The sequence below is a fragment of the Fibrella forsythiae genome (assembly GCF_017353175.1).
Lineage (GTDB): Bacteria > Bacteroidota > Bacteroidia > Cytophagales > Spirosomataceae > Fibrella > Fibrella forsythiae.
In genome coordinates this window covers 292,637-305,649 of sequence record NZ_JAFMYW010000003.1, presented here as the reverse complement: position 1 = coordinate 305,649, position 13,013 = coordinate 292,637, and the positions used below count along the sequence as shown (strand labels likewise).

Here is a 13,013-nt window from a genome sequence, read left to right as displayed (position 1 = left end):
AAATTTGGGAATGCTGAAAAAAGAGCGTTTTCGCCGATTTATCGACTATTTCACAACCCATTTCCCTGAGCCTGAAACAGAGCTCAACTTCTCGAATTCGTACGAGTTACTCGTTGCCGTAATTCTGTCAGCGCAGTGTACCGACAAGCGTATCAATCAGATCACGCCTGCACTGTTTGCCCGTTTCCCGGAAGTTGAATCGCTGGCTGCCGCCTCGGTAGAAGAAGTGTTTACGTATATACGGTCAGTATCGTACCCGAACAATAAGGCCAAACACCTGGTGGGGATGGCGCGAATGCTGATGAACGACTTCGGCGGCGACGTACCTGGCACGGTTGAGGAGTTACAGCGGCTCCCCGGCGTAGGCCGGAAAACGGCGCACGTGATCCTCTCCATTGTTTTCAATCAGCCCACCATGGCCGTAGATACCCACGTGTTCCGGGTATCGCACCGGCTGGGCCTGGCACCCTTAACAGCCACCACGCCACTCGCCGTAGAAAAAGCCCTGATGGCGCATATTCCGAAGCAATACGTACCCAAGGCCCACCACTGGCTAATCTTACACGGCCGGTACATCTGCGTAGCCCGTTCGCCCAAATGCGGCGAATGCGCACTCCGCGATGCATGCAAGTACTATGAGAAGCTGAGTGTAGAGTTAAGAGTTAAAAGTTAAGAGTTAAGAGTTGCTTCGCTACGAACCCAATCGGTGTAAGTAGCAAAGCAACTCTTAACTCTACACTCCCTTAATATTGCTCCGTGCCGGCAAAGAAGAACGAGCCTTCGATTTGAGCATTTTCGTCTGAATCAGACCCGTGAATGGCGTTGGCTTCGATCGACTTGGCAAACAATTTACGGATGGTTCCGTCGGCGGCTTGAGCTGGGTTGGTGGCTCCGATCAGCGTACGGAAATCAGCAACGGCATTTTCTTTCTCCAGAATCATCGGTACGATAGCGCCCGACGACATGTATCTTTTCAGATCGTTGTAGAACGGACGCTCGCTGTGCACGGCGTAAAACTCGCCAGCCCGTTCGGGGGTCAGTAAGGTCTTTTTAATGGCCACGATCCGGAAGCCAGCTTCCTCGATCATCTTGGTGATAGCTCCGGTATGTCCCTCTGCTACGGCATCGGGCTTAATCATGGTGAACGTGCGGTTCGTCGTCATTGCTGAGTTAACAAAATTTTATTTGGCCGCAAAAATAGGGGAATAAGTCTGGAAAGTCGGTAACCGATAGTCGATAGTCTGGAAAGTCGCGGTTTGGGATTTCCACTACCTGCTATTGATTATACAAACCGAAGTAACCTACCCAGGCAATGAAAAGGAGTTGAAGAGGAACACGAAACCACAGGTACGTTAAGTTCGGCGCTTCGTAGGTGCCTTTCTGGTAATCGACACCTTTCATGGCAGCGTAGATATTGGCGGGCAACAGCATTACGAAAAATAAGATCAGCAAACCAGCAGTCAATGCTTGTGTAGATGGGAGCAAAAGGCCTGCGGCAGTCGTAATCTCGATGATCCCAGTGACGTACACCAACGCTTTTTTATACGGTATAAACGGCGGTATCATCATGGTCATTCCTTCGGTGAACGCGAAGTGGCCCATCGCCGTGAACAACAGCATTATAGACATGGCAATATTACCAGCGAGTATATAATTCCATTGGCCCGACATCAGCTTTATGACAAGCAACGTAGCGGCAAAGGCGACAAGCAGAACGATCAATGGTTTCATACTCGTTGAGTAGTAAACACGCAGGCAAAGCAATTAACTACTTGATTAGTTGCCCATACACGCAGTTCCTTCCTTACCAGCACATACCAGTAAGGAAGGCTGCTACGTTTACTTTTCGGCCTCTCGGGTGAAATAGTAATAGATCACATAAAACCAGCTCAGGACCCCGTGAATAATTGCCCATAAGATCGACTTGTTCCTGGACCACGAAATAGCCACGGCAATGGCTGACCCCAATCCGATGCCGTTGTTAACCACTACCTGTTGCGTAGTAGTGGTTTGCGCGAAGCTGGCAGTCACGCAAAAAACCAGCAGCAATAACGTAAGTAATGAGCGTTCTTTCTTCATGAGAAATGGATAAGGGCCAAGCGTGTGACGTACAAAGACTTTCCAGACTACCAACTTTTTCAGAATCCCATCGCGGTGTTATCGGCGCGGGGGTCAGAGGCCCCTTCGAAGCTGCCGTCGGGACGAACCAGTACGCAGTCCATGCGGCCGAGCGTGTTGGTCAGTTGCTCCAGCATATAGCCACGGCTGATAAGCGCCTTTTGAGTAGCTTCAGAGAAAGCACCGTTTTCGAAAATGGTTTTGTCGGGCAGCCACTGGTGGTGGAATTTCAGGGCATTCACCGACTGTTGCATAGTCATACCATGCTCAATCACGTTCACAACCGTCTGGAAAACAGAGGTCATGATGGTTGAACCACCGGGCGTACCCACCACCATAAACAGCTTACCATCACGCTCCAGAATGGTTGGCGTCATACTCGAAAGCATGCGTTTATTGGGCGCAATGGCATTGGCCTGACTACCGATCAGGCCATACATATTGGGCGTGCCGGGCTTGATACTGAAATCGTCCATCTCGTTGTTCAGGAAAAAACCCGCCCCGCCAACGACTACCCGGCTTCCGTAGCCACCGTTGAGGGTAGTGGTGATACTGACCGCGTTACCGTCCCGGTCGACCACCGAGAAGTGCGTTGTTTCCAGACTTTCATAACCGGGCAATGAACCACCGTGGATGGTTTTACTATCAGTAGCCTGGCTAAAATTGAAGGTCTCCCATTGCTTTTGCAGGTACGTCCGGTTCATGAGCTGAGCGGCAGGTACGTTCATGAAATCAGGGTCACCAAGGAATTTGGCGCGGTCGGCATATACCCGGCGTTCGGCTTCGATCATCACCTGCACGGTACTGTCGCGGTTCCAGCCCCAGCGGCGAATCGGATATGGCTCAATGTAGCGCAGCAACTGTACCAGCGCCACACCGCCGCTTGAGGTAGGCGGCATGGTGATCACGTTGAAATTTTTGTAGCCCTGCCGAATCGGTTCACGCCAGATAGCCTGATAATTGGCCAAGTCCGCTTCGGAGATCAACCCACCGCCACGCTGCATTTCAGCAGCAACAAGTTGAGCCGTTTCGCCAGCGTAAAATCCGGCCCGGCCCTGTGTCTGAATCCGGCGAAGGGTCTGGCCAAGGTCAGCCTGAAGAAGCGTATCGCCTTTGGCCCATGCCCGTCCGTCGGGGCGCATAAAGTACATTTTACCAGGATTGTATTTGAGCAGATCGGCCTTAATTCGGTTCAAACCGGTGGCATCACGTTCGGTAAGCGGGAATCCTTTCTCAGCCAGATCAATAGCGGGTTGTAGCACCTGCGCCCAGGTGAGCTTGCCGAATTTCTGATGCGCCTGCACCATACCTGCTACCGAACCCGGTACCCCGCTGGCCAGATGACCACTCAGACTAAGCCCGCCCGCCCGCACATTACCAAGCGAATCGAGGTACATATTCTGGGTGGCTTTACCAGGTGCTTTTTCGCGGTAATCGAGTGTACTGGCCTTGCCCGACTTATCGCGGTAGACCATAAATCCACCGCCGCCAATGTTGCCCGCACCGGGATATACGACCGCCAGCGCAAATTGAACTGCCACCGCGGCATCAACAGCATTCCCGCCTGCTTTCAGGATGTTCAGCCCCACCAGCGAGGCCTCGGGGTGCGCCGAGGCCACCATGCCGTTACGCCCGATAACCCCCTGCCGATCCGAGAAAAACGGTTTCAGCGTGGGGTCTTCTTCTTTGTACTGATAAACGCCCTGTCCAGTCTGTACGGCCGTTTGCGAAGCCGCTGGCGGCGCAGGCTTACAGCCTATATTAAGTGCGTAAATGGCAACAGAGACAATAAACGAACGAAGATGAAGTACAGTACGATTGTGCATAAGTATCAAAATCAAGTTGGTACTGCTAATCTACGGATTCGAAAAGAACTGCCCCTGTATGAGGCCGAATTATACCGCAAAATGACCATGATCATTTCAGTAAAAGCCTGCTCTTTTTTAAGATTACACCCATACTCTCACTGGCATAATCGAGTGCATTCAATGCTGCTTATTTAGTCGTGACAAACTTATGCTCAATTACCCCATAAAATTTACCATCCGTTTTGTTCCCTTTTTCTCATACGTGATCAGGTCAAAGACTGTGAGCTAACGCCCGCCAGCCCCCTAAAGCCCGCGCAGATAATATACACCAACAAGAGCGCCGATCCAGACTCGACTTACTGATTAGTTGCCTTCACGCAGGAAGGCGGGACGGGTTGCCATTGAACCCCAAAATCAGCCAGATACCCCGGCAGGACGCTAGTTTGTCCGAAAGGGGTTGAAGCACCATCTACAGGAATGTACTTTTAGCGTTGTTCCCAACCTAATGCTTAGCTCCTGTTTCCGGTGAAAGTTGTTCGTCAAATTATTGAAAGCCTGCGTTTCGCCTGGCAGTCGCTTCGGTCAAATCTGCTCCGCACCACACTTTCGCTGTTAGGGGTCACCATTGGCATTTTTGCCATCATCGCGGTGTTTACGATCGTTGATTCGTTGCAACGAAATATTAAAGACACGCTGGGCGGTTTGGGCAGTAATGTAGTTTATGTGCAGAAATGGCCCTTTGAATTTGGCAGCGAATACCGCTGGTGGAAATATTTTCAGCGCCCGGAGCCAACGTATAACGAATACCGGCTGCTAACCGAGCGGCTCGAGAACGCACAGGCGGTTGTGGCAATGGGAGGCCGCGGCGGTATTACCGTTAAAAATGGGAGTAATAGTAACAGCGCCCGCATTTCAGGGGTTACTTACGACTACAATAAGATCTCGGACGTACCCATTGCGCAGGGGAGGTACTTTTCTCCCCAGGAAATTGAATCGTCGCGCAATGTGGTGATTATTGGTGCCGAAATAGCGGAGACCCTGTTTCCCGTTCAGAACCCAATCGGGGAGTCGATGCAGATCGCGGGCCTGAAATTTATGATTATTGGCGTTGTCGAGAAAAAAGGGGCCAGTATTCTGACCATTGGCGGCAACATCGATCTAAGTTGTATTATTCCATATGGTACGTTTGCCAAGCTCTTTGCCTCCAGAACACCCAGCCTGACGATTGCGGTCAAAGGGTACGAAGCCGATGCCGGGCTGGAAAACCTGGAAGGCGAAATAAAAGGCGTGTTGCGGGCTCGCCGCAGCCTACGCCCTGCTCAGGACGACAGCTTTGCCATTAACCGGCCCGAGGCGCTGGCCAAATTTATCAGCGGCATTTTCGCCGTACTTACCATTGCTGGCTGGTTTATTGGTGGTTTCTCGATGCTCGTTGGCGGCTTCGGCATTGCCAATATCATGTTCGTTTCGGTGAAAGAACGCACCAATATCATCGGCATTCAGAAATCGCTGGGTGCCAAAAACTACGTGATCCTGCTCCAGTTCCTGTTCGAAGCCGTGCTGTTGGCTGTAGTTGGCGGGCTGGTCGGTATCGGGTTGGTCTACCTGATGTCATTTATGGACCTCGGCAGCCTCGATATTCAACTCTCAACAGGCAACATCATGCTTGGCCTTGGTGTATCCAGCGGTATTGGCGTAATCTTCGGTATTCTGCCTGCTGCCCTCGCCGCCCGCATGAATCCTGTAGACGCGATCCGGTCGAAGTAGACGGATTTGGGATGTCGGATTTGGGATTTGTTGCTTACGCCTGTGTTTGCGCTGGCGTAAGCAACAAATCCCAAATCCGACATCCCAAATCCCAAATCCTACTCACCCATTCACCACAATCGTGTGTGTCAGTGTGTAACCACCTGACAAACTGCCTGATACAGTAGCCAGCTCGGTTGTAAAGCCATCCGAAAATACGTTGTCTCGCTCGTTTAACGTATCCTGCGCGCCCTTTGTGTAGCCGTACGACTGGCCCGTGGTATATACGCTGTTCGTTGTGGCGTATGGAAAGGCAATCTGCGTAACCAACAGCGATTTACCCGCCGAATTATAGATATGCACGTGAACGTGTGGCGCCCGACCCGAGTACCAGCCGGGAAAAATAGACGTGTAGGTAGCCAGCCCGTTGGCATCGGTTGTCTGGCGACCACGTAAAAAGTCGACCGTAGTGAAATTTACGCTTTGCATGCCCGAGCCGCCGTATTCAGAGTAATAGCCGTCTTTATCGCAGTGCCAGACATCAACAATGGCACCCGCCAGGGCCGCACAACTGGCATTCTTATTTTTGATGGTGATGTTCATGGTCATCAGCACACCAGTCCGATCATCGCGAATGTCTTTACGAACAAAATTGGCGGGCACCTTCGTCGGGAAAGGGCCTTCCGTTTCGGAGGGTGTAACGGAACAGTCACTGGCCGAGCTGCCATTTGTTGAGCCAGATCCAGAACTGCTGCTGTCGGTCGTTGTAGTTGGATCGACAGTGGTTGAGTTTTTGCAGGCTGACACCAGTGGATTGATGGCTGCTATACCTAAGAGGCTAGTGAACCCCCGCTTCAAAAAATCCTTACGTTCCATTGCGTTTGATTTACAAATTTGATTGGCTACCTAGCTATAGACCTGAAGGGTCTGTCAGGCTTACAACCGCCTTCTCTACATGACGCACAAAGCTGGGGGGAGCGTTGCAGCGAAGACCGATATTGCGGAGAAGGTGCTGAATGTGCCGGTTAAACCAGACAATGGGCTTGGTCAGCCGGGCAGTTGCCAAGAATCAGTATGCAGGCTGATGGCTATCAGGTTAGCAGTGATTGGGGTCCCCTTGTTTTGTGGTGTCATTCTAACTAAAAAATGCTCATGGCAACGCTTAGTCAATCCGCCCAATCATACACCACATCGACTGAACAAAACTGGGTTACCCGTTACAACGCTTTCGTAGAACAGGCTGAGTTTAACCGATTCGGCTGGGCCGCCACTACCATGATGATCCAGGGCTGTTTGCTCACGCCCATCCTGCTACTGACTTTATTCCAGTTTGGCGGCGGCGACTGGCAGGTATTGGTTTCGTTTTTAAGCTTCCTGCTCGTACTGGTTCCGGTGCTATCGGCCCTGCCTGTAAAATACATTTTGCCGGCCTTTACGTTTAGTGCACTTCTGCACCTCACGCTTATTGCCATGAACGTGATGTAGCTAATTGCCTGGGCCTTTGCTAACCTATACTCCAGATTTCGACATGAAAACCATCGTTGTTGCTACCGATTTTTCGACCGGCGCTAACCGAACTGTCGATTTTGCCATAAAAATGGCCCATGCGCAGCAGGCCGCGCTGGCTGTAGTGCATGCGTTTCATGCCTGGCCCACCAATCCGGCCGAGACAGGCATTGACGCAGCCTTTGGCAGTAAAGCCCTGCATGATGTTTGCCTACGCGAATTAAACGCCGTTGTTCAGGACTTACTGGAGCGATCGGGCCTTAACGTACCTATTCGAACCGTAGTACAGCAGGGCTACACCATACCAGCCGTACTGGACGTTGTAGCCCGCGAAAAGGCAGATCTACTAGTTATGTCGACCGTTGGGTCGGCGCCGCAAAGTGCTCAGTTGATGGGAAGCGTGGCCACCGCCATGATCTCGGAAACAACGGTGCCGTTGCTTCTGATTCCACCCACGGCCACCTATACGGAGCTGAAAAACGTGGTGTTAGGTATCGATTTATCCATCCCGACCGATGCTGCCACGCTGGATACCGCGCTGCGCGTTGCCAGTCAGTTCCATTGCGTAGTGAACCTGCTTTGCCAGTATGATCAGCCAGTAACGGCACACATACAAACAAAAGCCGAGCACATTCGAAGCCTGATGCGCCACATTCCGCATACATTGACGATCCTACCAGGCAATGATGTATATGACACACTGATCAACTTCGCTCACACAAACAAAGCCAACCTGATTATGATGCTGCCCCAAAAGCACAACTGGCTTAGAAAACTGTTTGTCGAGAGCACTACCGAACATACCGCCCGCCTTACGGATATTCCGTTGCTGGCTATTGTATAATTCTTCCCACCAGTTACTTGATCAATTCGGCCCGCCTTTCTTCACTGAAAGGCGGGTTTTGTTTGTGCGCCTATTGCTCCCGCACCCGCTTGTACACCCGGATAGCCAGCATCAGCACAACGGCGAAGAGTAGCAGGCCACTCAGCCCCCAGAGCATACTGAGAGCGTCTTTCAACACCACCAGAAACACGATACCGAACAGAAACAGCGTGGCCACTTCATTCCAGATGCGGAGTTGGGTAGACGTGTAGCGCAGTTTACCCCGCTGTTGCTGAAGAAACAAGACGTGACAGGCAATATGGTAACCGTAGAGCCCCACCACCAACGCCAGCTTGTAGAGAAGCCAGGTGGGCGTTGCGCCGTAGTTATACCAGGTGCTTAAGCCTAAAATCAGCGTCAGCAACGCCGAAGGCCACGTGATACCATACCATAACCGACGTTGCATGACCGCAAATTGCATTTGAAGAACCTGCCGGGCAGCGTCGGGTTGGTCGGCGGCTTCGGTAAAGTAGATAAACAGGCGCGGCATGTAGAATAACCCGGCAAACCAGGTTACGATGAAGATGATGTGCAGCGCCTTAACGTAAAAAAATATCATGCTGTAGTAGGCGAATCAAGGAACAATAAGACCGTCCGACATTTCAATGACGCGGTCGGTACCAGCCGCAAAATCGGGGTCGTGCGTAACGGCAATGATCGTTTGTCCGCCGCTGGCCAATTCGCGAAAGATACTAAAGACGTTGTCGGTATTTGCTTTATCCAGGTTGCCCGTTGGCTCATCGCCCATAATAAGGGTGGGGTCGTTGATCAATGCGCGGGCAATGGCTACGCGTTGCTGTTGCCCACCCGATAGCTTACTGGCCGGTTTGAGGGCATAGTCGGCCATGCCGATCATGCTCAGTTTGGCCATCGCCCGCGCTTCAATTTCATCAGCTGAATACTTACCCAGTTTCAGGGCGGGAAGCATCACATTCTGGAGCGCCGAAAATTCGGGCAGCAAAAAATGGAATTGGAAAACGAACCCCAGATGCTCATTGCGAAAATGCGCCAGATAGTCCTGGCTACGGCCGGTCAGCAACGTACCTGCCAGCTCAATCTGCCCCTCGTAATCCGTATCCATCGTCGACAGCAGGTACAGCAAGGTTGATTTACCACAGCCCGACTTGCCCACGATGGCCACAAACTCACCTGCCTGCACCTCGAACGTAATGTCGGACAGGACCCGGAATCGCTCGGGGTCATAAAAATACTTGTTCAGGTGTCGGGCTGCTAAAACGGTGCTCATCTGGTTGTATGGTTTATCCTCTCAGAATGGCTACCGGATCAATATGCGACGCTTTACGAGCAGGGAAATAACCCGCCAGCACCGTGGTAATGACGCCAAACAGTAGTCCGTTGACGTAGTATTTGGGTTCGAAGATGACGGGGAATGTTTTAATACTGATAAATCCACCAGCATCGAACGGCGTAATAGAGAGCAGGTAGCTCAGGCCAAACCCGATACCCAGCCCCAGTAAGCCGCCGGAGAAGCCGATAAAGACAGCCTGAAGCAGAAAAATGGCAACAATATCGTGGCCTTCAAAGCCCGTGGCTTTCAGAATGGCAATATCCTTTATCTTGTTCATCACGGTCATATTCATGATATTGTAGATCCCGAAACCCGCTACTACCAGTAGTGTAATAGACACCACGTAGGTGAGCATATTCCTGATTTTTTCGCCCGCCAGAATCGCCGTATTGGCCGTAGCCCAGTCTTCGGTGTGGTAGCCATACTGTGCCTGTAGCACCTTGCCGAATGGAATAGCCAGCAGTGGGTCGCTCATTTTGAGGTGGATATCCGTGATGTAGCTCGGGTCTTTCCCCAACAGTTCCTGTACGGTAGGCAGGTTGGCGTAACTCTTTGTGTTATCGATGGTGCCAATGCCGAATCCGAACGTACCCACAACCCGCAACACCCGCGTGCTGCCGGTGGGCGTGGTGATGGTCACCTTATCGCCGGTGGCTACGTTGAGTTTACCCGCCAGCGTAGTGCCCATGATCAGCCCGTCGGGATTACTGCGCAGGGCATTGACGCTTCCCGATTTCAATCGCTTTTCGAGGTTGTACAACCTGTTCTCGCGCTCAATGTTCACCCCCGAAATAGTGCCCGACAGTTGAATGGGACCATTGTTATAGAACGCTTGTGTGGCCACCTGCGGCGACACACCCAGCACGTTCGGCTCGCGTTCAATGCGGTCGGCAATGGTCAGACCATTCTTGATGCGGGCCAGCTCGTTCTTGGGTTTCTGATGGTAGGTAACGTTGAATCCGCCCGGCCGCAGGGCATCGATCAGGCTGGGGCGCTGGGTGTTCACTTCGTTATACATCCTGACATGGGGGCTGGCATCGAGGGCCGAATCTTCCAGAAACTGGTTGACGCCCTGCATAAAGGAGATCATGGTGATGAACATGGCAATGCCGAATGTCACGCCGAGCATGGCAACGAGCGTCTGGCGCTTCTTGGCCAGCAGGTGTGTCCGGGCAATTTGTGAGGCAATGCGCAGGTTCATAGGGCGTTATGGTCAGTCATTTGCCAGAATAACCGACTGTTCGGTTAAGCCACCTTTTATTTCTACCAGGTCAAAGTTTTCGGCCCCTTTTCGGATGCGTGCTTTCTGTTTCTTACCGTCCTGCTCAATCCAGACGCTATCGATACCGAAGACGTAGGTTTTGGGAATAGTGAGCACCCGACGGTTCTGACTGATGATGATGTTTGCCTCGACTGTCAGGCCGTAGTACGCATCGGGCTGGTCGCCACTAAACTCGGCGTCGGCCCGGAACGACTGATCGGCGCGGTTCAGTTTTGGGTACACCTTCGTTATGCGCGCCTTGAATACCCGTTCTCCGTAGGCATCAGTCTTAACGATCACCTCCTGCCCTACCCGAATTCGTCCGAAATCGCTTTCATCAACAGCCAACTGAACAAACAGCCGCCGCCCACTGCCAATCAGCGCCAGTTGATCGCCGGGCCTGACCAGCTCACCGGGATCTTTGTAGACTTCATAAATCTTGCCATCCACAAAACTCCGAATCCGGGTGTTGCTGCCGGCTACTTCGCTTGTTACCAACTGACTGCGGCTATTGGCCACGTCGACACCGAGCTGGTTGCGGGTACGTTGCAGCGTGCTTTGCTGGGCGCGAAGCGTATTCTGCGATAGCGTATAGTTCAGTTCGGCCCGCTCCAGTTCAGCGCGCGACGTGGCATTCTGGGCATATAACTCACGGAAACGGGTGTAATTGACCGAGTCATTTCGAAGGCGGGTCCGGGCATTACGTACCTGATTTTCCAGCTCGGCCAACACCGGCGAATTAGCCCCTAAATTGGCCCGCGACTGGCGAAGTGCCACGCTGGCTGCCTGCCGCCGGGCATCTTCAGCCGCGCTTTCGAGCACAAACAGGAGTTGCCCTTTACCAACGGTATCGCCTTCGTTGACAAGCCGCTGCTGCAAGGTTCCGTCGGCGTCGGCACGCAGTATATACTCATCGCGCGGCAACACGTTTCCCGAGGCATAGACAGCCTCGGTCAGGTCTTTATATGTTGGGCTCACTCCCTTGCTGCCGCGTTGGCAGGCCAGCGCCAGCACGAGCAAAGCAGATACAATCAGCGTTTTTTTCATCGTACAGGGTGCCCGCTCCGAATGTGCCAGAGCGTTTGGTTAATAAACACGGTCGACAGCGTGCTGAGGTACCGATTTTGTGCTGTCAGTACGTCATTGAACACGTTCAGATACTGGTCATAGGCAAACAGACCGGAGCGGTATTTGACCAGCGCTATCTGCCTATTTTGCTGGCCCAGCGCATAATTCTGCCGGTTGATCGCCAGCGACCGCAGCGCCTGATTGTAGGCATTCCGAATGTCTTCCGTATCGGCGTGCTGGCGGTTCTCTTCATAGGCCAGTTGCTGCTCTGCCAGGCGTAGCTGAAGCCGGGAGCGGGCCAGATTACTTTGCCGGACGCCACCAGTATACAGGGGCACATTGAGTTGCAGGCCCACTACGCCAATCTCGAACCATCGCTGCGACGTGTTCAGGAAGTTAAACTGCTGCCGTTGCGCCTGCTGCGAATAACGCCCGTAGGCCGACAGCGTGGGCCAGAACGTGCTCCGTTCGCGCTCAACCTGCAGGCGCGCCAGCTCAGTCTGCGCCTGACGCAGGGTGACCTGCGGCCGTTCAATCGTAGGGAACGTACCTGGAATTGGGCTGGATGATGCCAACGAATCGGCCAAAAGGTTTTCGGTCAATTGCAGACTGTCGGTTGGAGCTAATCCCAGTAGCAGCTTCAACTGGTTCAGATTCTGGGTATATCCCAGTTCATTCTGCAACAGCACATCGGCCGTAGTGAGCATCACCTGCCGGATACGGTTATATTCAAGGGGTTCAATCAAGCCTTTGGTCAACCGTTGGCGGGCAATCTGTTCCAGCGTATCAGAAGCCTGCAGGTTGCGGCGGGTGAGGGTGATGGCGGCGCGGGTGAGTAGCGTGGCGTGGTATAGGCGGGCGAGCCGGGTCGACACCTCATCCTGCAACGACAGTGCCTGATCATCCAGAATACGCAGGTTCTGCTCAACCAGTTGCTGGTCGGCACGGGCGGGTCTGTTTAGGATTGGGGCCGTGACTTCGCCGGTTGCCAGCAGCACAAAAGGCAGGCCAAACTGAACCGACCGGAACTCATTGGTTGTGCCTCCGAACAAGCTCAGCGGAATTAGTTGAACGGGCAGCGAATAGTTATAATCGAGGTTGCTGTAGATACGCGCCTGTGGACGTAGTGCGGCCCGACTCACAACCCGCTGTTGCTCCTGTATCAGCTTATTCTGCCGGGCACTGACCAGGTCAGGGTTAGTAAGTCGGGCCAGTTCCAGTGCCTCCTGTACGTTGGGTAGAACCGTTTGCGCCAGGGCGTTCAGTCCAGTCAGCAGCAGCAGAAAAGTACTCAGGATTTTCATGCTAATTGAA

General features: G+C 52.7%; 14 protein-coding genes. 4 read left to right on the top strand and 10 right to left on the bottom strand.

Translation table 11 applies throughout. The features are described from left to right. The first annotated feature begins 10 nt into the window (after window positions 1-10). The gene (nth, locus tag J2I46_RS12700) at window positions 11-673 is read left to right on the top strand and encodes an endonuclease III (RefSeq protein ID WP_207329406.1); all 663 of its coding nucleotides are present in this window, start codon (window positions 11-13) and stop codon (window positions 671-673) included. 70 nt (window positions 674-743) lie between these two features. Here nth and J2I46_RS12695 read toward each other — a convergent pair whose 3' ends face one another. The 4 genes from J2I46_RS12695 to ggt form a co-directional block, all read right to left on the bottom strand. Further along, a complete protein-coding gene (locus J2I46_RS12695) occupies window positions 744-1,163 on the bottom strand; it encodes a nucleoside-diphosphate kinase (RefSeq protein ID WP_207329405.1) in 420 nt (139 codons plus the stop codon). Between the two features lie 112 nt (window positions 1,164-1,275). Continuing rightward, window positions 1,276-1,731 carry a DoxX family protein gene (locus J2I46_RS12690; RefSeq protein ID WP_207329404.1) on the bottom strand — a complete coding sequence of 152 codons (456 nt, stop codon included), beginning with the start codon at window positions 1,729-1,731 and terminating at the stop codon, window positions 1,276-1,278. Window positions 1,732-1,839: 108 nt separating this feature from the next. Next, window positions 1,840-2,079, bottom strand: coding sequence for a hypothetical protein (locus J2I46_RS12685; RefSeq protein WP_207329403.1), 240 nt, complete (start codon window positions 2,077-2,079; stop codon window positions 1,840-1,842). 59 nt (window positions 2,080-2,138) lie between these two features. Beyond that, the gene (ggt, locus tag J2I46_RS12680) at window positions 2,139-3,944 is read right to left on the bottom strand and encodes a gamma-glutamyltransferase (RefSeq protein WP_207329402.1); all 1,806 of its coding nucleotides are present in this window, start codon (window positions 3,942-3,944) and stop codon (window positions 2,139-2,141) included. Window positions 3,945-4,451: 507 nt separating this feature from the next. Between ggt and J2I46_RS12675 the strand changes: the two genes are divergently transcribed. Beyond that, window positions 4,452-5,693 (top strand): ABC transporter permease, encoded by a 1,242-nt coding sequence (locus J2I46_RS12675; protein WP_207329401.1) that lies wholly within the window; start codon window positions 4,452-4,454, stop codon window positions 5,691-5,693. A gap of 102 nt (window positions 5,694-5,795) precedes the next feature. Here J2I46_RS12675 and J2I46_RS12670 read toward each other — a convergent pair whose 3' ends face one another. After that, window positions 5,796-6,548 carry a dioxygenase family protein gene (locus J2I46_RS12670; RefSeq protein ID WP_207329400.1) on the bottom strand — a complete coding sequence of 251 codons (753 nt, stop codon included), beginning with the start codon at window positions 6,546-6,548 and terminating at the stop codon, window positions 5,796-5,798. Window positions 6,549-6,824: 276 nt separating this feature from the next. Here J2I46_RS12670 and J2I46_RS12665 point away from each other — a divergent pair, with 276 nt between their 5' ends. Both J2I46_RS12665 and J2I46_RS12660 read left to right on the top strand, forming a co-directional pair. Continuing rightward, entirely contained in the window at window positions 6,825-7,157 is a 333-nt protein-coding gene (locus tag J2I46_RS12665; RefSeq protein ID WP_207329399.1) for a hypothetical protein, read from the top strand. A gap of 43 nt (window positions 7,158-7,200) precedes the next feature. Further along, window positions 7,201-8,022, top strand: coding sequence for a universal stress protein (locus J2I46_RS12660; protein ID WP_207329398.1), 822 nt, complete (start codon window positions 7,201-7,203; stop codon window positions 8,020-8,022). A gap of 70 nt (window positions 8,023-8,092) precedes the next feature. On the opposite strand, the gene J2I46_RS12655 is transcribed toward J2I46_RS12660, so the two are convergent. From J2I46_RS12655 to J2I46_RS12635, 5 genes are read right to left on the bottom strand one after another with little or no spacing between them, the layout of a single operon-like run. After that, the gene (locus J2I46_RS12655; RefSeq protein WP_207329397.1) at window positions 8,093-8,620 is read right to left on the bottom strand and encodes a CopD family protein; all 528 of its coding nucleotides are present in this window, start codon (window positions 8,618-8,620) and stop codon (window positions 8,093-8,095) included. A 15-nt stretch (window positions 8,621-8,635) separates the two neighbouring features. Then, window positions 8,636-9,307, bottom strand: coding sequence for an ABC transporter ATP-binding protein (locus tag J2I46_RS12650; RefSeq protein WP_207329396.1), 672 nt, complete (start codon window positions 9,305-9,307; stop codon window positions 8,636-8,638). Window positions 9,308-9,320: 13 nt separating this feature from the next. Then, a complete protein-coding gene (locus tag J2I46_RS12645; protein WP_207329395.1) occupies window positions 9,321-10,571 on the bottom strand; it encodes an ABC transporter permease in 1,251 nt (416 codons plus the stop codon). A 12-nt stretch (window positions 10,572-10,583) separates the two neighbouring features. Continuing rightward, window positions 10,584-11,678 carry an efflux RND transporter periplasmic adaptor subunit gene (locus tag J2I46_RS12640; RefSeq protein ID WP_207329394.1) on the bottom strand — a complete coding sequence of 365 codons (1,095 nt, stop codon included), beginning with the start codon at window positions 11,676-11,678 and terminating at the stop codon, window positions 10,584-10,586. Next, window positions 11,675-13,003: a TolC family protein gene (locus tag J2I46_RS12635; protein WP_207329393.1), complete on the bottom strand. Its 1,329-nt coding sequence runs from the start codon at window positions 13,001-13,003 to the stop codon at window positions 11,675-11,677. The genes J2I46_RS12640 and J2I46_RS12635 overlap by 4 nt, the downstream gene beginning before the upstream one ends. Window positions 13,004-13,013: the final 10 nt, after the last annotated feature.

Bases quoted from the DNA above. Each gene is read 5' to 3' on its own strand.
- nth (WP_207329406.1), top strand. From the start codon at position 11: ATGCTGAAAAAAGAGCGTTTTCGCCGATTTATCGACTATTTCACAACC.
- J2I46_RS12695 (WP_207329405.1), bottom strand. From the start codon at position 1,163: ATGACGACGAACCGCACGTTCACCATGATTAAGCCCGATGCCGTAGCA.
- J2I46_RS12690 (WP_207329404.1), bottom strand. From the start codon at position 1,731: ATGAAACCATTGATCGTTCTGCTTGTCGCCTTTGCCGCTACGTTGCTT.
- J2I46_RS12685 (WP_207329403.1), bottom strand. From the start codon at position 2,079: ATGAAGAAAGAACGCTCATTACTTACGTTATTGCTGCTGGTTTTTTGC.
- ggt (WP_207329402.1), bottom strand. From the start codon at position 3,944: ATGCACAATCGTACTGTACTTCATCTTCGTTCGTTTATTGTCTCTGTT.
- J2I46_RS12670 (WP_207329400.1), bottom strand. From the start codon at position 6,548: ATGGAACGTAAGGATTTTTTGAAGCGGGGGTTCACTAGCCTCTTAGGT.
- J2I46_RS12665 (WP_207329399.1), top strand. From the start codon at position 6,825: ATGGCAACGCTTAGTCAATCCGCCCAATCATACACCACATCGACTGAA.
- J2I46_RS12660 (WP_207329398.1), top strand. From the start codon at position 7,201: ATGAAAACCATCGTTGTTGCTACCGATTTTTCGACCGGCGCTAACCGA.
- J2I46_RS12655 (WP_207329397.1), bottom strand. From the start codon at position 8,620: ATGATATTTTTTTACGTTAAGGCGCTGCACATCATCTTCATCGTAACC.
- J2I46_RS12650 (WP_207329396.1), bottom strand. From the start codon at position 9,307: ATGAGCACCGTTTTAGCAGCCCGACACCTGAACAAGTATTTTTATGAC.
- J2I46_RS12645 (WP_207329395.1), bottom strand. From the start codon at position 10,571: ATGAACCTGCGCATTGCCTCACAAATTGCCCGGACACACCTGCTGGCC.
- J2I46_RS12640 (WP_207329394.1), bottom strand. From the start codon at position 11,678: ATGAAAAAAACGCTGATTGTATCTGCTTTGCTCGTGCTGGCGCTGGCC.
- J2I46_RS12635 (WP_207329393.1), bottom strand. From the start codon at position 13,003: ATGAAAATCCTGAGTACTTTTCTGCTGCTGCTGACTGGACTGAACGCC.